This window comes from Rhodoblastus sphagnicola, assembly GCF_002937075.1.
Taxonomy (GTDB): Bacteria; Pseudomonadota; Alphaproteobacteria; order Rhizobiales; family Beijerinckiaceae; genus Rhodoblastus; species Rhodoblastus sphagnicola.
In genome coordinates this window covers 26,386-43,410 of the sequence record NZ_NHSJ01000070.1, presented here as the reverse complement: position 1 = coordinate 43,410, position 17,025 = coordinate 26,386, and the positions used below count along the sequence as shown (strand labels likewise).

The following is a 17,025-nucleotide window of genomic DNA, read 5'->3' as shown; positions in this document are numbered from 1 at the left end:
ATTTCTTTCGCGTGCAAATCCGCCCGCTTGATCGGATTTGCGCGCGATCCGTTTTCGCGGATTGCGAAGCAATCTTGCGGAAACCGAATTACTTCGCGTCTTCGAGCGCTTCCGTTTGTTCGGGCGTTGGCGCTTGAACCAGTTCGATCCTGTAGCCATCGGGATCGGCGATGAAGGCGACGATATTCTCGCCATGTCTTTGCGCGCGCGGCGGGCGCGGCATGGGCACGCCTTCCGCCGCAAGACGGTCGCAAAGACGCATGATGTTGTTGACGCCAATGGCGATATGGCCGAAGGCGTCGCCCTGGACATAAGCCCCCTCGCGCTGCCAGTTCTGCACCAGTTCGATGGTCATGCCGGCGCCGTAGCCGAGATAGGCCTGCGAGAACTGGTTCTTCTTGTGCTCGCGGCGCTCCAGCACGGTCATGCCGAGCTTTTCGGTATAGAAGGCGATGGAGCGGTCGAGGTCGGCGACGCGCAGCATGGCGTGCATCAGGCAGAATTCGCTGGCGTCGATCGCGCTATCCTCGACGGCGGATTTTTTCGCGGCGTAAAGCTCGCGCAGGGCCTCCTCGACGCCCTTGCCGGCATACATATTGGTGGCATCGACGCCGATCTTGCTGAGGGCCTCCTGCGGCGCGGCGCCGACCTTGGCGACCAGCAGAACCTTGCAGTCGGCGATCATGCGATAGATGGTCTCGCGCGGATCCTCGTCTTCATTGAGGGCGTGTTCGGCGATCCCGCGCGTTTGCACATGATGGGCGCCGCCGGCGTCCACGTCATAAACGGTGAAGGCTTCGGCGTGGCCGAAATGCAGATCGACGCGCTCGCCCGTCGTGGCGACCGCCACGCGCAGGGAGAAGCCGTTGCCGGCGTCGCCCTTGGCGGAAGAAGAAGTCTTTTCGAGCACGTCATCCAGCATGGGAAAACCTCGCTTGGGGATCGAGGACAGCAGTTGCAACAGCCGTGCCAAGATGAATTTCCCACGATTCCGCGTCTTCACAGCCCTGCGTTCCGTCAATGCGTACGGAAAGGAAATAAATCGTACCGATCCGTGCGGAGGGGTGGGCGACGGAAATGTCTTCGCAAATCGGATTCTTACGTTCGCGAACGAACGCCGGGGCGGGCGCCCAAGCGGCCCCGCCGGATGCTGCGGCTGTAACGCCTGAGAAACCAAGGAAAACCGCAAAAAAGGCGCTTTTCATTATGTAATCCGATTAAATCGGAAAGCAGTTGGCACGCTTCCTGCGATCACTGTTCCGACGGCGCCGGACCCAGTCCTGACCCCTTCGGACGCCGCACCCAGAACAGTTGAATTTTCAGCTCACACCCCCCGTGAGGAGGACAGCGCATGCCTATGGTTCTGCTGGAATGCGACAAGGACATTCCGGAACGCGAAAAGCACATCTACCTCAAGGTGGAAGGCGAGGATCAGCGGGACTTCCTGCCGATCTCCAACGCCGCCACCATCCCCGGCACCCTCTCTGAACGCGGTTGCGCGTTCTGCGGCGCCAAGCTCGTGATCGGCGGCGTGTTGAAGGACACGATCCAGATGATCCACGGCCCCATCGGCTGCGCCTATGACACCTGGCACACCAAGCGCTATCCGACCGACAACGGCCACTTCAACATGAAGTATGTCTGGTCGACGGACATGAAGGAAAGCCACATCGTGTTCGGCGGCGAGAAGCGTCTCGCGCAGTCGATCAACGAAGCCTTCGACGAAATGCCTGAAATCAAGCGCATGTTCGTCTACACCACCTGCCCGACGGCGCTGATCGGCGACGACATCAAGGCGGTGGCCAAGCAGATCATGAGCGAGCGGCCCGACGTCGATATCTTCACCTGCGAATGCCCGGGCTTCTCCGGCGTGTCGCAGTCGAAGGGCCACCACGTCCTCAACATCGGCTGGATCAACGAAAAGGTCGGCACGCTGGAGCCGGAGATCACCAGCGAATTCACGATGAACTTCATCGGCGACTTCAACATCCAGGGCGACACCCAGTTGCTCAACACCTACTGGGAAAAGCTCGGCATCCAGGTCATCGCCCACTTCACCGGCAACGGCACCTATGACGATCTGCGCTGTATGCACCGCGCCCAACTCAACGTCGTCAACTGCGCGCGTTCGTCGGGCTATATCGCCAACGAGTTGAAGAAGCAGTACGGCATCCCCCGCCTCGACATCGACTCCTGGGGCTTCAGCTATATGGCCGAAGGCATTCGCAAAATCTGCGCCTTCTTCGGCATCGAGGACCGCGGCGAGAAACTCATCGCGGAAGAATACGCCAAGTGGAAGCCCAAGCTCGACTGGTACAAGGAGCGCTTGCAGGGCAAGAAAATGGCGATCTGGACCGGCGGTCCGCGCCTGTGGCACTGGACCAAGTCGGTCGAGGACGATCTCGGCATCGAGGTCGTGGCCATGTCGTCGAAATTCGGCCACCAGGAAGATTTTGAAAAGGTCATCGCGCGCGGCGCGGCTGGCACCTATTACATCGATGACGGCAACGAGCTCGAATTCTTCGAAATCCTCACGCTCGTCCACCCGGACGTGATCTTCACCGGCCCGCGCGTCGGCGAACTCGTGAAGAAACTGCACATCCCCTATGTCAACGGCCACGGCTACCACAACGGCCCGTACATGGGCTTTGAGGGCTTCGTCAATCTCGCCCGCGACACCTACAACGCCGTCAACAATCCCCTTTTGAAACTCGCCGCCAAAGACATTCGCGGCGGCAGTGTCGCCCAGATCAAGGAGGCCGCGGAATGAGCGAGCAACAAGTCAAGGACCTGTTCGATTACGTGCAGGTGCGTTACCTCTGGCAGTTTTTCTCCCGCACCTGGGACCGCGAGGAAAACATCGACGGCATCGTCAATGCGGCCAACGACATGTTCCACAATCGGCCGATCAGCAAGCACACGCCGATGGAGCGTCTGTTCTATGCCGACGCCAAGGAAATGGTGAAGGATTTCAAGGAAAACTTCCCCTGGATCGAGACGCTCGAGCCGACCAAGGTCAGCGAGTTGCTCGAAGGCCTGAAGGCGATGCTCAAGGAGCACACCATCACCAAATCGCTCAACCACGAGCTGAACCACACGCTTTATTGAGCGCGTGAGGACGGTCGCCGCAGGACGGCGACCGATGTGAGCCTGATCCAACCGGCCGCCGCGTCACGCGGCGGCCCCCAAAACCCCGTTTGCAAAGGAGCGCCCCGATGGGTTGCGAAATCACGACGCGCGAACGCGCTGGCGTCATCAATCCCATGTACGATTGCCAGCCCGCTGGCGCGCAATATGCCGGCATCGGCATGAAGGACTGCATTCCGCTGGTTCACGGCGGCCAGGGCTGCTCGATGTTCGTGCGCCTGCTGTTCGCCCAGCACTTCAAGGAAAATTTCGACGTCGCCTCGACCTCGCTGCATGAGGATTCGGCGGTGTTCGGCGGCCACAAGCGCATCCAGGAAGGCCTGGTGAATCTCGCGCGCCGCTATCCCGACGTGCGCATCATCCAGGTCATCACCACCTGCTCCACCGAAGTCATCGGCGACGACATCGAGGGCAACATCAAATACGCGCAGGACGCGATCGCCAAGGAATTCCCCGGCCGCGAACTCTACATCGTTCCGTGCCACACGCCGAGCTTCAAGTCGAGCCAGGTCGGCGGCTATTCCGAATGCGTGCTCTCGACCTGGAAGACCATCGCCAAGGAAAAGGCGGCCCCCACGGGCAAGCTCAACATCTTCCCCGGCTGGGTCAATCCCGGCGACGTGCAGTTGCTGAAGCACTACGCCAAGGAGATGGGCGTCGAGGCCACCATCTTCATGGACACCGAGGATTTCGACTCGCCGATGCTGCCCGACAAGAGCATCAACACTCACGGGCGCACCACGGTCGAGGACATCCAGGGTTCGACCGGCGCGCTGGCCTCGCTGTCGCTGGCCCGCTACGAAGCCGCCTCCACGGTCGATTTCCTCAAGAAGACTTTTGACGTGCCCGGCCATCAGGTCGCCGCGCCCTATGGCATCGCCAACACCGACGCCATGCTGCAAAAGATTTCCGAGATTACGGGAAAACCGATCCCGGCCTCGCTGGTCCACGAGCGCGGCGTGGCCCTCGACGCCTTGCAGGATCTCGCCCACATGTTCTTCGCCAACAAGAAGGTGGCGATCTTCGGTCATCCCGATCTGGTGATCGGCCTCGCCGAATTCTGCGCCGAGGTCGAGCTGGAGCCGACCCTGCTGCTGCTCGGCGACGACAACACGCGCTACAAGAAGGACCCGCGCGTCGTCGCTTTGAAGAACACCGTCAACCACGACATGGAGATCGTCTGCAACGCCGACCTCTGGGAACTGGAAAAGCGCGTCAAGGATCCGGCGAAGAAATTCGACCTGATCCTCGGCCATTCCAAGGGCCGTTACGTCGCCATCGACGCCAACATTCCGATGGCGCGCGTGGGCTTCCCGACCTTCGACCGCGCCGGCCTCTATCGCCACCCGACCATGGGTTATCGCGGCGCCATGCTGCTCGGCGAGCAGATCGCCAACGCCATGTTCACGCACATGGAATATACGCGCGACCGCGAATGGCTGCTCAACACCTGGTGAGGTCTTTTTTCGCGCAGGTCCGCGATTGCCCTCCGGTCCTGCGCGCCAACAGGCGGCGCGTTAGCCACAGCGCGCCGCCTAACCCCCTCTCCCCGGCGCAAATCGGGTGTTCCCGATTTGCGCGCCCAAAGTGACGAAGTCGGCAACAGCCGACTTCGTTGCGGGGAGAGGGAATTGACCGAGCGTGCCACGGAGAGGTTCGACCATGGGATTCACTTCAAAACTCTTCGCCAATCCGGACTTTGGCTGGTCGAACAAGGTGCGCCTGCCCGACTACCGCCAGATCGAGCTGTACAGCAAGCCGCGTGTCCTGACCTTCGACGAGCCGCCCTTGCCGGACGAGGCGCCGCTGGAGCGCATCGCGGCGCTCGCGCGCGCGGCCGTCGTGTTCGAGGCCACGCTCGCCGGCCTCTATCCGACAGACCTGCCGCTGACCTCCTGGGCGCGCGCCAAGGAATTGCCCAAATCAACCCTGGTCGAAAAGATCACCATCCAGTTGCACCGCCTGACCCGGCTGATCCGCCTGATCGCCTTCCATCCGCATGGCCAGGTCGAGATGCGCAATGGCGTGATCTGCATGGGCGGCGTGATCGGCAAGGAAGTCTATTATTTCGACATTACCGCCGCCGGACTCGACCTGATCGAAACCATGGTGGCCTATTGGTTTTCCACCCGCGACAGCGTCTATCCCGAGGCTTACGTGGAGCGCGTGTTTTCGGAAATGTTCTTCGACATCGACGCCGAGATCCGGCGCTATGCCGACGAGGGCCGAACGCTCTACCAGTTCCAGCGCAAAGGCCCTTTCAACCGCCATTTCCGCTTCGACTGCGACAATCCCAAGGCGACCTTCGAGGCCGACCACGTCGAGATCGAAATTCCCGCGCCCTATCGCGACAGCGCGCGCTACGCCATCGATTTCTACGCCGTGCTGCATGACGTGCTGCACATCATTCCGGTCGAGGCGCTGAAGGACGGCAAGATCGCCCGCGCCGACCTGCCGAAATGGGAGGCGCGCACGCCCGATCCCCTGTCGCTGCCGGCGGCGTTCAAGACAAAGTTCGGCCGGCTGAAGCCCAACATCAACCAGCCCATGACGTGAAGCATGTTCGGTTCACCGAACATGCTCCAGGTTTCTGTTTTGACGCGTTTTCTTCACGCGAACCGGAATCCACTTCGCTTGAAAACGCTTTAACGAGGAGAGCGAAAATGGAAGGCCCACACCTGCGCATCGCCATCACCTCCGACAGCCTGACCAATCTCGACGCCCAGTTCGTCGCGGCGAAGAATTTCGTTGTCTATGACGTCTCGGCGGAGGACTCCGAATTCATCGACGCGCTGCAATTTTCCCGTCGCGCCAAGGGCAAGGCCAATGGCGGCGGCAAGGCGGCCAATGGCGGTCGCTGCGTGATGGACGACATGGAGGACGACGACGGAACGGGTCACGACCCGCTCACAGAACGCGTCAATGCGCTCGATGGCGTCTCCATCCTGTTCACGCTGGGCCTGTCGGACCTCGCCGCCTGCCGGGTCCACGAGCTGAAAGTGTTTCCGGTGAAATCGGCGCAGCATCGCGCCATCGACGATGTCATCGCGCAGGTGCAGTCGATGATGGCCGGCTTCCAGCCGCTGTGGCTGCGCCGCGCCATCGCGCGCCGCACCGGCGAGGAACTGGCGGAGCAAAGCGCCTTTTGAAGCGCCGCTCCAGCAGCCGGTAGCCCTCATCCTGAGGAGCCTGCGTAGCAGGCGTCTCGAAGGACGAGGGCGGTCCACGTCTGTTTCAGCGGCGCAAGCGGCTCAGTCGAGCTTCTTCACATACTGAATGAACCCGCTGCGCTCGGCCACCTGAACGTACATCTTTTGCGCGTCGCGATTGGTTTCGTGGGTGATCCATTACACCCGCGAACACCCCCGTTTTTCGCACGCGCCGCCACACCGCGCCGCGCGAAATTTCAATTTTCATCTTCGTTCACAAACGACGGGTGAATGCGGCGGGATCGACCGTCGGCAGCGGCGGATAGGGTTTGGTCGCGCTGCCGAGATAAAGAAAACCGACGATGCGGTCGTCAGCCCCCAGCCCCAGCAGGGCCGGAAGATTGTCGTCATGCATCGGCCAGCCCGAGCGCCACACGCCCGCAAAACCCTGCGCGAAGGCGGCCATCTGCATCGCCATCACGGCGCAGCCGGCGGCGAGCCGCTGGTCGAACAGCGGCACAAGCTTGCTCGCCTTGGCGCGCGCGATCACCACGATCACCAGCGGCGCGCGCAGCGGCATTTTCGGCGCGCGCGCGATGTCTTCCTCCGCGCGCCCGGACGCCCGCGCAGCCTGCTGCATCAGCGCGCCCAGTTTTTCGCGGCCCTCGCCCTCGGCCACCACAAATTCAAACGGTTTCAAATTCTGAAAATCAGGAACCCGCAGCGCCGCGCGCAGGATAACATCGAGTTGCGCGGCGTCGGGTCCAGGCGCCTGAAGCGCGTGCATCGACTGGCGGGTGAGCAGAAGGTCAAGGGCGTTCATGGTCTATCCGAAGGGAGAAAATTGCGGCGGCAGCGTTTCCAGCCGCGCGCCATGGCGCAGGGTTTCGCGCAAGTCGCTCATGAGCCGGTCGTAATGTTCCAGCGCGGCGAGATGGGCGCGCTCGGTCGCGCTGGTCTCGATCACTTGCGCGACGGCCCCGGCGGCGATGACGATGCGTTTTTGCGCATGCAGCGCGAGGATGGGATCGTGCGTGGACATCAGCACGATCTTGTCGCTGGCGACGAGAAGATCGAGCGCCTGACGCCGGTTGATGCCGGCATTCTCGATCTCGTCGATCAACACGATCGGCGAGGACGACAGCAACGCGACATCGGCGATCATCAGGGCGCGGCTCTGGCCGCCGGAAAGTTGCGTCAGCGAAATGTTCGCGGAAAACTTCTCGCCGGCCAGTCGGTTGGCGCAGGCGATCACTTCGGCCGCCACTTGTTCCGGCGCATCCACGGCGCGGCATTCCGCGTGCATTTCGATGAAATCGCCGACGGTGAGATCGACGACAAAATTCATGTTCTGCGACAGTTGCGCCACCAGCTTGCCGCTGGCCGCCCAGCGCCGCGCCGGGTCCGGGATTTCGCCATCGATGAGAATGCGCCGCCCGGACGGCGTGTCGCCCTGGGCCAGACATTCGATGTCGCCCAAAAACCGGCTCTTGCCCGATCCGGTCGGCCCGACCACGCTGACAATGGCCCCCGGCCGCAGCACGAGATCGAGATTTTCGGCGCCCCCGGTCTTGTCGCGCCCGCCGAGAATGCGCAGCTCGCGCAGACGCGTGACGGGGGTGCGAAAACCTTCGGCTTCCGCGATCAGGGCCAGCAGATGCGCCTCCAGTTCGATGCGCGAAAATTTCAGGCGGTCGAGATCGCCGCCATCGAGCGATGCCAGCCAGTCGGCCAGCGACAGATCGGGTTTTGGCGTGGGACCGATCAGCGCGGCGAAAGCGGGATTGAGCCGTTGCGCCTCGTCAAGTTTTAACGCCAGCAAATGCGCGCTCATGCCAGAACCTCGGGAAAGCGCATCTTGCGCACATTGCCGCGCTGGTGATTTTCGCCGATGCAGGTCTCGCCGATGCAATAGGAGCAGATCGCGGACGGCATGGGAAAGCGCAGCCGCCGCCCCTCCAGCGTTTCCAGATCGGGCGCGCCGCGCATGGCGAAGGCGAGTTCGCCGGCGCCCTGTCCGGTCAAGCCATTGAAGGCGACGATCCGCGCCTGCGGATTGGCGCGCCAGACATTGTGCGCGAACACTTCGCGCTCGGCCTGCGAGACGATATCGCCCTTGGTGATGGCCACCACATCGGCCATCTTCAGCATCGGGCCGATCTTCTTTGGCGTATGCACGCCCGAAAGATTATCGACCACGCAAACCGCCAGCGCCCCCTGCACATGCGGCGAACAGCGGTTGCACAGACCGGCGCTTTCCGCGATCAGCAGATCGGCGCCGAGGCTTTCAGCCCATTGCAGGCAATCGTCGATATTGGAGACGAAATAATGGTCGGGGCAGACCGAACCCGCCAGCCCCGCCGCCACGGCAATGCCGGCGCGGCGGTAAAGCAAATCGTCGTCGGTGGAGAGGCAATCGAATTTCACCACCGCGAGTTTCTGGCCGTCATCGCCCAGGGTTTTGGCGGTCTTCAAAATCAGCGCGGTCTTGCCGACCGAGGGCGGGCCGGCGACGGTGATCACGCGCATAGGTTTTGCCTCCGGTCGAGCTGTTCGGTGGCGGCATGGAACAAGGCGCACAGCCGCTTGATCTCCGCCGCCGTCGAACGCGCGCGCAAGAAATCCCAGCCCGGCCAGGCCAGACGCGCGCCTTGGGGCAGGCCGGCTCCCCCCGCCGCCAGCGAGGGATAGCGGTTGTGATCGAGCCAGCGCGCCGTCTCCGGCGAAAAGAAATAATCGGCCAACGGCGCCAACCGCTCGCGATGCGCGGCTTGCGCGGTCATCCACAAGGGAAAGGCCAGCGCCCCCTCGGCGGGCCACACCACTTCGGTGCGGTCGCGGCGCGGGCACAGGTCGGCCAGCGACCACGGCAGCACGTAAACGGACGCGAGCGAATTGGCTGTGCCGGCGAGGCGCGGCATTTGCGCGGAATGGGTCAGGCCGGCGAGATTGGCCAGCACCTCACGCAACAGCGTGTCGCCGAGCAGCCGCGCCACCGCCACGAGAAAAAACTGATTGAACGCCCGCCAATGCCGCGCGCCCTCGGGCCGCCAACCGGACAAAGCGATCTCGCCGCGATAGACGGGGTCGGCGAGATCGGCCCAGCTTCGCGGAACCGGCCGGTTTCCGAGCCGCGCGCGATCGACCAGCAGCACGAAGGGGGCGACGGCATAGACCCCGATCCAGCCGCGCGGATCGATCAACCCGGCCTCGGCGAAGGCGTCGGCAAAACCCGCCGGCTGCGGCGCGACGAAGGCCCCGGTCTCGACATGGCGGGCGTGAAAGGCGCGATTGAAGGCGTTGCCATGATCGCTGGAGACGAGCAGTTTGGGAAAATCCTCCAGCTCGCGAATATGGCGTAGCCGCTCGAACGGCGTGCGCCCGCCATGGCCCATGGGCATGCAGCATTTCAGCTTTTCGGCGTGCCTGAACTGGCGCTCGCGCAAGAGGTCGGCGAGTTCGTCGCGCATCCTCATGCGCAGCGGCGCGGGGCAGCAGCCCAAAAAGTCCCAGCCCCGCGCCGTGGCGCGCGGCGCATGCGCCGCGCCGAAGGCGCGCGGCGGCGGGGTGGTTGCGAGCGGAATTGAAGTTACCGAACCCATTTGCGCGTCTCCACCGCCCGCCAATGCCGGCGCAAGGAAAATTCGACGACATGGCCGAGCAAATCGGCCTGGCTCAAGCCCTTTTGCGCGGCGGCGAGACAAATGGCGCCGCTGCGGCCGATGTGGCAGCAGATGTTGAATTCGAGAAACACCCGCTGGCCCGTCTTCTCGTCAAAACGGTAATCGAGCCGCAAATAATCGATCGGCCCCGCCGCCGCCCAGAGTTTTCGCGCATCCCCGGCGAAATCGGCATAGCGCGCCCCGGCGTCGTACAAAGCATAGCCGAGCGGATCGTCGCGCTTCAAATCCTCGGTGATGATCTCCCCGGTTCGGTCGGAGCAGGGCCGCACCAGATCGAGGATCATCGGCTCGTCGGCGCCGATCACCGGCAGGGTCACATCCACACCCGGCGCGAAGCGCTCGACCAGCACCGCCATGCCGCGCGAAAACAGCTTTTCGGCGGCCTTTTTCGCGCCCTCCCAATCGTCCTGGATCGAATCCTCCGAGACGCCTTCGGAGGCTGCGCCAAAGCGGTTTTTCACGAAATAGGGGCCGGCGAAGGCGGGCGGCGCGGCCAAATCCTCGGGCCGGGAGTAAATCGCGCCCTCGGCGACCGGCAGGCCGAGCGAGCGGACGAAATGCTTGGTGATCCACTTGTCTTCGGCCAGCGCGCGAATGTTCGGCTTGGCGCCGACCATCGGCAGATGCAGATATTCGCAGGACGAGGCGACGAAGATTTCGGGATTGTCGATCGCCATGCGGTTGTAGAGCGAGAACACCAGATCGATCTCGTGGGCCTCGGTATAAAGCGCGCGGCACTGGTTCGAGGTGGCGACGCGATAGCCGAGATCGCGCAGGGCCTCGAAAATGCGGTGATAATAGGCGGGATAGCCGCCGTCGCCGGGATAGGCTGCGACAGCGTACTCGGGCGCCAGCGGCGCGGAGCGCGCGAGGAAGAAGATGCGCGTCGCCGAGGGGTTGGCGGGCCGCAGGATTTTTTGCGTCAGATCGTTCATGGTCGAATGTCCTTCCGCGCGCCTTGGCGGAGCAAGCGTCGGGCCAAAGGCGCGGGCGGGAGTTTAGCGCGGATTTCGCACGCGCATGTGCGAAACGCCGGAAAAAGGCGCCGTCACGCGCTTTCGCGGTTCGCCACCAGCATCAGGTTGGGGCGGCTGTGCATGGCGCGCAGGTCGGCGGCGCGCTCGCGCATGGCGCTGACGAGATGCTCCACGCCGCCCTCGAAATTCTCAGTGCGCAGGCCGGCGGCGGTCAGGGCGTCCACCGCGCTTTCCGCGAGCAGGAAGGCGATGGCCTCGGCGCCGCAGCCGTCGAGGCGCAAAGCGGCGACACAGGTGTTGACAAGGATTTCTGGGCGCATGGCGATCTCCTCTCGCCAGAGGGGTCTGGCGATTTTTGCGGAAAACGGCTCATGCCGCATCGGACGCGCGCGCGTCGGTGTTGGGCTTCAGCGCTTGTTCGGCGCCGAAGTTTCGTCGCTGAGATGGATGTAGCGACCGAATCTGGAAAAATCCTTTGGCGCGGCGCCGGCGCGCACGGCCTGCGCCAGCCCCTCGACGTCGCGCGCCACAAAGCCGCCGAGCACGGCGAGGCCGTAATCGTGCAGGCGCGGCGTCAGCGGCGTCGAGGGGCCGATCAGCGCGACCGGGCGATGGCGCGCGAGGCGCAGGATGCGGATGAGATTGCGGTTGATCAGCGCCGAGGAATTGACGATGGCGCCGCCGCAGCCGGGCAGCAGCGATTCCATCGCCGCCACCGGATATTCGCCGGGGCGGGGATCGGTCTCGATAATGGCGCAATCCGGCAGGATGGAATCGACGCCGGGAAAGGCCCCGACCACCACCACCGGCCCCGGCGCGCCGCGAAAGCCGCGCACGCCATTGCCGGAGGCGCCGTCGAGATCGACGCGATTGTAAAAGGCGTTGAGGGCGGCGACGCCGACCGCCGCCTCCAGCGGATTCCACGACTGGCAAAGGGCGGCGAGCGCGCGCAGCGAAAGTTTCGACAATTCGGGCAGGCGCGGCAGCAATTCGCGCGGATGGCGCGGCAGATAGGCGAGGCCGGCGCCGTGGGGGCCTTCCACCATCAGCCAGCGCGGCCCGCAGACGATGCGGCGCGTCTCCACCTCGGCGACCCCAAGCGCGAGATCGTCATAGAGCCGCTCGGCGCCCCACCATTCCCACAAAGCGCGGCGATTGGGGGCGATCATCGAGCCTTCATGGCGCACGAACTGGTGCCAATGGTGAATGGCGCCGCCGGCTATGGTGGTGAGCAGCGGCAGGCCGCGCCCGGCGCCGGCGCCGACCGGCAGTTTCGAGGCGCGCGCCGCATCGGTGCAGCCGGGGAAGCGGCCGACGGCGAACAGATCGGCGCCGTCGCGGATCGCCCGCGCCAGATGGATTTCGGCGGCTTGCGGAGTCTCGACGAAGGTCTTGCCATTGGAGAGATCGATGGAGAGCGGCGACTCGCCAATCACCACCGCGCCCTGACGCGCAAACCCCTGCGTGACAAAGCCGCGCGCCCGCAATTCCGCGGCGAAATCGACGATCAGCCGATCGACGATCACGGAGGGGTCGTGAACCACGACACCCGGCCTCAGCCAGGCCGGAGCAGGGATTGGCGCAGGGGTCGGCGCGGGCGCGGCGCTTTGCATTTGGGGGCGGTGTGACGTTTCGGGCATGGGCAGTCCAGAATGTGTAATCTGACTACAGCAAGCACCGGGCCAGAGTCGAGAGCCCCGGCGAAACGCCTGAAAATCCACAGCTTCGCCGCCCCGGCCCGCCGCGCGGAAGCGTTCGTGCGCGAACGTCCTTTTGACGGAAATGTACATTTCGGAAGCCCCGGAACGGGTTTTCGTCAATTCGGACTTATGAAAAAGTCCGTTTCGATGGTCCTGGTTCGAGACGTGTCCTTGCGGAGCCGCCTCACCTTGGGGGGCCTCCATATACAACGCAATAGCTTTTCCGCAGCCCTCATGGTGAGGAGCCCGCGCAAGCGGGCGTCTCGAACCACGAGGGCGGTCCACGCCCCTTGGCGTCCCCCTTGCGCGTCCCCTTGGCAGGGCAATCGGGTGAACGCAAATAGCGGTTAGGCGGGGACTCCTTCTCCCCTTGCGGGAGAAGGTGGATCGCCGCCGTCAGGCGGCGAGACGGATGAGGGGGCCGGCAGTCACGGAAAAACGCCTTTGTTCTTGCGTTTGAACCCCTCATCCGACCCCCATAGCCCGTCCGATAGGACGGGCGTCATGCGACGCCCTTCGGGGCCACCTTCTCCCGCCAAAGGGCGTCGCATGACGCCCGTCTTGCGACGGGCTTTGGGGAGAAGGGAACACGACCCCGCGCGCCTTTTCTTTATTCACCCGATTGCCTTGGCGTCCCCTTGGCGCTGGCTGGCGCAACTGGCGCCGATCCTGCTATGTTGAAGAGCTTCGCCGCACCAGGCGAAGCGCCGTCGCGGGAAAAAACCCCGCGACCGACCACGGCATGAGCCGTCCTCGCATTGACGAACCTCCGTCCGAATTTTTCGGCGCGGTTTCGTGCTGGAGACCTCATGTCCATGCTTCATTTCGTCCCCAATCCCGTCGCCTGCTGGCCGCTGCCCGGTCCCGCCACGCCCGCGCTGTCGGTGGACGGCCTGTGCGTGACGCGCGGCGGGCGCCAAATCCTGCGGCAGGTCTCCACCGCTTTCGCCGCCGGCGTTGTCACGGTGGTGGTCGGCCCCTCCGGCGCTGGCAAGACCACGCTGCTCAATGTCCTTAACGGCCTGGTCGAGCCGACCGGCGGCGAGGTTTTCGCGCACGATTTTGGCGCGCCGCACGGCGTGGACTCCTTGCGCAGTTCAGACTCTTGGGCCGCGCTGCGCCAGCACACCGCGACCATCTTTCAGGATCACGCCCTGATCGGCCGCCTCAGCGCGCTCGACAATGTCCTGCTCGCCTTCGCCGAATCGCGCCACCCGCTGTCACCTTTCCCCTGGCCCCGTTTCGCGCGCGAGGCGGCGGCCAAGGCCCTCGCCGATGTCGGCCTGCTCGACCGCGCCTTCGACCGTGTCGAAAATTTTTCCGGCGGCGAGCGCCAGCGCATCGGCATCGCCCGGGCGCTTGCGCGCGGGCCGCGCCTGCTGCTCGGCGACGAGCCGTTTTCCTCGCTCGACCAGCCGCTGGCGCGCCGCCTCGGCCAGGATCTGCGCGCGCTGGCGGTGCGCGACGGCGTCACGCTCGTCCTCGTCCTGCACCAGATCGCGCTGGCCCGCGCGCTCGCCGACCGCATTGTCGGCCTCAACGACGGCCGCGTCGTGTTCGACGGCCCCGCCGAAATTTTTGACGCGGAAGCCGAAGCAAGCGTCTTCACGTCAACCCCCAACACAAAAGGAAGCTGACATGCTGAAATTTTCCCGCCGCCTCGCGCTCGGCGCGCTCGTGCTGCTCGCCAGCCCGGCGCTCGCGCAAGAGGCGGCCAGAGAAGCGGCCCGCCCGAAAAAACTGGTGATCGGCCTGCTGCCGACGGAATCCGCCCCCACGGTGATGCGGCTCAACGAACCCTTGCGCGCCTATCTCGAACAGCGGCTGAACCTGCCGGTGGAAGTGGTGGTCGGCGCCAATTACGCCGCGACCTCCGAGGCGCTGCGGTTCGGGCGCATCGACATCGCCTATCTCGGCCCGGTCACCTATATTCTTCAGTCAAAGCATGTCGGGCTGAAGCCTTTCGCGCGGCCGAGCCACCCCGAGGTCGGCCCCACTTTCCTCGCCACCATCATCGTGCCCGCCGACAGCAAGGCAAAAACCCTCGCCGATTTGAAAGGCGGCGAGATCGCGTTCGGCGACCCGGCCTCGACCTCGGGCACCTGGGTTCCGCGCTGGCAATTGCTGCATGAGGGGCTGGTGTCGGAGCGCGACTACAAGCTGCGCGTGCTCGGCGCCCATGACGCTGTCGCCCTGGCCGTCGCCAATGGCAAGGTCGCCGCCGGCGGCTTGTCCAAGCCGGTGTTCAACCGGCTGATCAAGGAGGGCAAGATCGACGCCGCCAAAGTGCGGGTGTTGCAGGATTCCCCCCCGATCCCCGAATATATGTGGACGTTTCGAGACGGCCTCGACCCGGCCTTCCAGGAGGAGATCCGCAAGGCCTTCATCGAGGTCAAGGACCCCGCCGCCTTGGCCGTGTTCCGCGCGGAGGCCTTCATCCCCGCCGTGGACGCCGACGTGGACCGCGTGCGCCAATGGATCGCCGCCATCCAGGCCGTGAGCGCCCAGACGGCGTGGAAGCCGGTCGAAGGCCCGGCCGCGCGATGACGGAAATGGCCCAGCCCGCCGCTTATGACGCGCTCGCCGGAGAATGGCGCCGCCGCCAGACGCGACGGCTGGCCGCGATTTTTCTTGCGACGGCGGCGGTTATCGCCGCCTTCGCCTATGCCGGCGCGCTCGATTTTTCGCGTTACGCCGACGCCCTCCCAACCATCGCGCAATTGGCGCAGGATTCTTTCCCGCCCGATTTCGCCCGCTGGCGCGAATGGGGCCGTCCGCTGCTGGAAACCCTGGCCACCGGGATCGCCGGCACCGCGCTCGGCGCGACCCTCGCTTTGCCGCTTTCCGCGCTGGCCGCGCGCAACGCGGGCGCGCCGGTCTGGCTCAACGAAACCGTGCGTTTTTGGCTCGGCGCGGTGCGCTCATTGCCCGGCCTGATCTGGGGCGTGATCTTTGTCGCGGCGGTGGGGTTCGGCCCGCTGCCCGGCGTGCTGGCGCTGGGGGTCCATTCCACGGGCATGTTGGGCAAACTGTTTTTCGAGGCGCTGGAGCATGTCGAACCCGGCCCCGGCGCGGCGCTGCGCGCGCAAGGCGCGTCGCGTCTCGGCGTGTTCCGCTTCGCGCTGCTGCCACAGGCGCTGCCGCGCCTCACCGACGCGCTGATCTACCGTCTCGAACACAATCTGCGCGCCGCGACCACGCTGGGCATTGTCGGCGCCGGCGGTTTCGGGCTGGAAATCGTCACCGCCTTCCACCTGTTCGAATATCGCGAGGCGTCGGCGCTGATCCTGGTGCTGCTGGCGCTGATCACGCTGGTGAATTTTTTCGGCGCGACGCTGCGGCGCGCGATGTTGCGCGGGTTTTGAACCCACATGCGGGACCGCCCCCGCCCTTCGAGACGCCTGCTGCGCAGGCTCCTCAGGGTGAGGGCTACTTGGATATAGAGAACGCCCTCATGGTGAGGAGCGCCTGAAAGGCGCGTCTCGAACCATGGTCCTAGCAACGGGATTGCAGGGCCGCGCCCCGGCAAAAAACCGGGGCGCGTCTTGTCAGCGCCCGGCGCCGGTATGCACGATCGTGCCGACATGCTCGCCGCGCAAGGCGGCGGTAATGCGGCCGGGCACGAGACCGTTGACCACCTGCACGCGCTCGATATTGCGCGCATTCGCCATCACGTCGAGCAAGGCGCGGTCGAACGGCAGCGGCCCCTCGGTCTTGGCCAGATCGGCGGCGAAAACCTCCTTCAGCAGCTTGGCGTCCTTGGCGCGGGCGGGATCGGCGTCGTAAACCCCGTCCACGTCCTCGACAATGGTCAGGCCGGCGGCGCCGAGCGCGTCGGCCACCAGGAAGGCGCCGGTGTCGGCGCGATGGGTGGGAATGCGCGAGCCCGGAAACTCATGGTGATGGTAGGGCGGGAAGGCGCTGCCCACCACCGCGCGGGCGGAGGCGAGATGGATCGCCAACTGGTTGGCGACGGTGGGGTGCTCGACATAGGACACCCCTTCCGACGCCAGCAGCGAGGCCAGGATATGGCCGTTCTGGCCGGCTTCGCTCGCCGCGAGCGGCGCCAGCGCGCCGACGGGCAGGCCGAGATCGAGGCCGACGCCGTAGAGATGGCGCGCGCGAATGCCGGCGCCGGTGAGGATCAGCAGCCGATGCTCGGGCAGCAGCTTGCGCAGCTCCTCGACCACCGGCAGGATGGCCTCGGCGCCGCGATCCATGATCGAGCGACCGCCGATCTTGATCACTTGCAGCCAGGGCAGCAGGCGGATCGGCTTGCGGCCGGCGACGGGGTTGGTCAGGCTGCTGTCGAGCAGGGTTTGCCGCGCGAGAGGCGAAGCCACATGCTTTATCGTGTTGGTCATGGCGT

Annotated in this window: 17 protein-coding genes; 8 read left to right on the top strand and 9 right to left on the bottom strand. The window is 64.8% G+C overall.

Going from position 1 to position 17,025, the window contains the following annotated elements:
- Positions 1-88 precede the first annotated feature (88 nt).
- Positions 89-973 (bottom strand): VOC family protein, encoded by an 885-nt coding sequence (locus tag CCR94_RS11145; protein WP_244594031.1) that lies wholly within the window; start codon positions 971-973, stop codon positions 89-91.
- A 378-nt stretch (positions 974-1,351) separates the two neighbouring features.
- Between CCR94_RS11145 and vnfD the strand changes: the two genes are divergently transcribed.
- The 5 genes from vnfD to CCR94_RS11120 all read left to right on the top strand — a co-directional run bounded on the left by vnfD (position 1,352) and on the right by CCR94_RS11120 (position 6,296).
- Complete coding sequence (gene vnfD, locus CCR94_RS11140; protein ID WP_104507924.1) at positions 1,352-2,770, top strand: nitrogenase vanadium-iron protein, alpha chain; 1,419 nt, start codon at positions 1,352-1,354, stop codon at positions 2,768-2,770.
- A complete protein-coding gene (gene vnfG / locus CCR94_RS11135; protein WP_104507923.1) occupies positions 2,767-3,108 on the top strand; it encodes a V-containing nitrogenase subunit delta in 342 nt (113 codons plus the stop codon). The genes vnfD and vnfG overlap by 4 nt, the downstream gene beginning before the upstream one ends.
- A 107-nt stretch (positions 3,109-3,215) precedes the next feature.
- Entirely contained in the window at positions 3,216-4,604 is a 1,389-nt protein-coding gene (locus CCR94_RS11130; protein WP_104507922.1) for a nitrogenase component 1, read from the top strand.
- Positions 4,605-4,809: 205 nt separating this feature from the next.
- Positions 4,810-5,703, top strand: a complete 894-nt coding sequence (locus CCR94_RS11125) for a hypothetical protein (protein WP_104507921.1) — start codon at positions 4,810-4,812, stop codon at positions 5,701-5,703.
- Positions 5,704-5,810: 107 nt separating this feature from the next.
- Complete coding sequence (locus CCR94_RS11120) at positions 5,811-6,296, top strand: NifB/NifX family molybdenum-iron cluster-binding protein (RefSeq protein ID WP_104507920.1); 486 nt, start codon at positions 5,811-5,813, stop codon at positions 6,294-6,296.
- A gap of 274 nt (positions 6,297-6,570) precedes the next feature.
- Here the strand turns inward: CCR94_RS11120 and CCR94_RS11115 are convergent, their stop codons facing one another.
- The 7 genes from CCR94_RS11115 to CCR94_RS11085 form a co-directional block, all read right to left on the bottom strand.
- On the bottom strand, positions 6,571-7,119 hold the full coding sequence (locus CCR94_RS11115; RefSeq protein ID WP_104507919.1) for an NAD(P)H nitroreductase: 549 nt from the start codon (positions 7,117-7,119) through the stop codon (positions 6,571-6,573).
- Between the two features lie 3 nt (positions 7,120-7,122).
- Entirely contained in the window at positions 7,123-8,130 is a 1,008-nt protein-coding gene (locus tag CCR94_RS11110) for an ATP-binding cassette domain-containing protein (RefSeq protein WP_104507918.1), read from the bottom strand.
- The gene (locus CCR94_RS11105) at positions 8,127-8,825 is read right to left on the bottom strand and encodes a GTP-binding protein (protein WP_104507917.1); all 699 of its coding nucleotides are present in this window, start codon (positions 8,823-8,825) and stop codon (positions 8,127-8,129) included. Before CCR94_RS11105 ends, CCR94_RS11110 begins: the two co-directional genes overlap by 4 nt.
- A complete protein-coding gene (locus tag CCR94_RS11100) occupies positions 8,816-9,898 on the bottom strand; it encodes an ABC transporter substrate-binding protein (RefSeq protein ID WP_104507916.1) in 1,083 nt (360 codons plus the stop codon). Before CCR94_RS11100 ends, CCR94_RS11105 begins: the two co-directional genes overlap by 10 nt.
- On the bottom strand, positions 9,886-10,914 hold the full coding sequence (locus tag CCR94_RS11095) for a D-alanine--D-alanine ligase family protein (RefSeq protein ID WP_104507915.1): 1,029 nt from the start codon (positions 10,912-10,914) through the stop codon (positions 9,886-9,888). Before CCR94_RS11095 ends, CCR94_RS11100 begins: the two co-directional genes overlap by 13 nt.
- Before the next feature lie 113 nt (positions 10,915-11,027).
- Positions 11,028-11,276 (bottom strand): hypothetical protein, encoded by a 249-nt coding sequence (locus tag CCR94_RS11090; RefSeq protein WP_104507914.1) that lies wholly within the window; start codon positions 11,274-11,276, stop codon positions 11,028-11,030.
- An 87-nt stretch (positions 11,277-11,363) separates the two neighbouring features.
- Positions 11,364-12,596 carry a Rossmann-like domain-containing protein gene (locus tag CCR94_RS11085; RefSeq protein WP_158254714.1) on the bottom strand — a complete coding sequence of 411 codons (1,233 nt, stop codon included), beginning with the start codon at positions 12,594-12,596 and terminating at the stop codon, positions 11,364-11,366.
- A gap of 869 nt (positions 12,597-13,465) precedes the next feature.
- Here CCR94_RS11085 and CCR94_RS11080 point away from each other — a divergent pair.
- Genes CCR94_RS11080 through phnE form a run of 3 tightly spaced genes read left to right on the top strand, consistent with a single transcriptional unit; the run spans position 13,466 to position 16,021 of the window.
- A complete protein-coding gene (locus tag CCR94_RS11080; protein WP_206605821.1) occupies positions 13,466-14,293 on the top strand; it encodes an ATP-binding cassette domain-containing protein in 828 nt (275 codons plus the stop codon).
- Between the two features lies 1 nt (position 14,294).
- Positions 14,295-15,203 carry a phosphate/phosphite/phosphonate ABC transporter substrate-binding protein gene (phnD, locus tag CCR94_RS11075; RefSeq protein ID WP_104507912.1) on the top strand — a complete coding sequence of 303 codons (909 nt, stop codon included), beginning with the start codon at positions 14,295-14,297 and terminating at the stop codon, positions 15,201-15,203.
- A 5-nt stretch (positions 15,204-15,208) separates the two neighbouring features.
- Entirely contained in the window at positions 15,209-16,021 is an 813-nt protein-coding gene (phnE, locus tag CCR94_RS11070) for a phosphonate ABC transporter, permease protein PhnE (RefSeq protein ID WP_104507938.1), read from the top strand.
- A 183-nt stretch (positions 16,022-16,204) separates the two neighbouring features.
- On the opposite strand, the gene CCR94_RS11065 is transcribed toward phnE, so the two are convergent.
- Positions 16,205-17,020, bottom strand: coding sequence for an amino acid kinase family protein (locus CCR94_RS11065; RefSeq protein ID WP_104507911.1), 816 nt, complete (start codon positions 17,018-17,020; stop codon positions 16,205-16,207).
- Between the last annotated feature and the right edge of the window lie 5 nt (positions 17,021-17,025).

Coding starts and splice junctions, on each gene's coding strand:
- phnD (WP_104507912.1), top strand. CDS start 14,295: ATGCTGAAATTTTCCCGCCGCCTCGCGCTCGGCGCGCTCGTGCTGCTC.
- CCR94_RS11130 (WP_104507922.1), top strand. CDS start 3,216: ATGGGTTGCGAAATCACGACGCGCGAACGCGCTGGCGTCATCAATCCC.
- CCR94_RS11080 (WP_206605821.1), top strand. CDS start 13,466: ATGTCCATGCTTCATTTCGTCCCCAATCCCGTCGCCTGCTGGCCGCTG.
- phnE (WP_104507938.1), top strand. CDS start 15,209: ATGGCCCAGCCCGCCGCTTATGACGCGCTCGCCGGAGAATGGCGCCGC.
- CCR94_RS11085 (WP_158254714.1), bottom strand. CDS start 12,596: ATGCCCGAAACGTCACACCGCCCCCAAATGCAAAGCGCCGCGCCCGCG.
- CCR94_RS11125 (WP_104507921.1), top strand. CDS start 4,810: ATGGGATTCACTTCAAAACTCTTCGCCAATCCGGACTTTGGCTGGTCG.
- CCR94_RS11105 (WP_104507917.1), bottom strand. CDS start 8,825: ATGCGCGTGATCACCGTCGCCGGCCCGCCCTCGGTCGGCAAGACCGCG.
- CCR94_RS11065 (WP_104507911.1), bottom strand. CDS start 17,020: ATGACCAACACGATAAAGCATGTGGCTTCGCCTCTCGCGCGGCAAACC.
- CCR94_RS11095 (WP_104507915.1), bottom strand. CDS start 10,914: ATGAACGATCTGACGCAAAAAATCCTGCGGCCCGCCAACCCCTCGGCG.
- CCR94_RS11115 (WP_104507919.1), bottom strand. CDS start 7,119: ATGAACGCCCTTGACCTTCTGCTCACCCGCCAGTCGATGCACGCGCTT.
- CCR94_RS11100 (WP_104507916.1), bottom strand. CDS start 9,898: ATGGGTTCGGTAACTTCAATTCCGCTCGCAACCACCCCGCCGCCGCGC.
- CCR94_RS11120 (WP_104507920.1), top strand. CDS start 5,811: ATGGAAGGCCCACACCTGCGCATCGCCATCACCTCCGACAGCCTGACC.
- CCR94_RS11110 (WP_104507918.1), bottom strand. CDS start 8,130: ATGAGCGCGCATTTGCTGGCGTTAAAACTTGACGAGGCGCAACGGCTC.
- vnfD (WP_104507924.1), top strand. CDS start 1,352: ATGCCTATGGTTCTGCTGGAATGCGACAAGGACATTCCGGAACGCGAA.
- vnfG (WP_104507923.1), top strand. CDS start 2,767: ATGAGCGAGCAACAAGTCAAGGACCTGTTCGATTACGTGCAGGTGCGT.
- CCR94_RS11090 (WP_104507914.1), bottom strand. CDS start 11,276: ATGCGCCCAGAAATCCTTGTCAACACCTGTGTCGCCGCTTTGCGCCTC.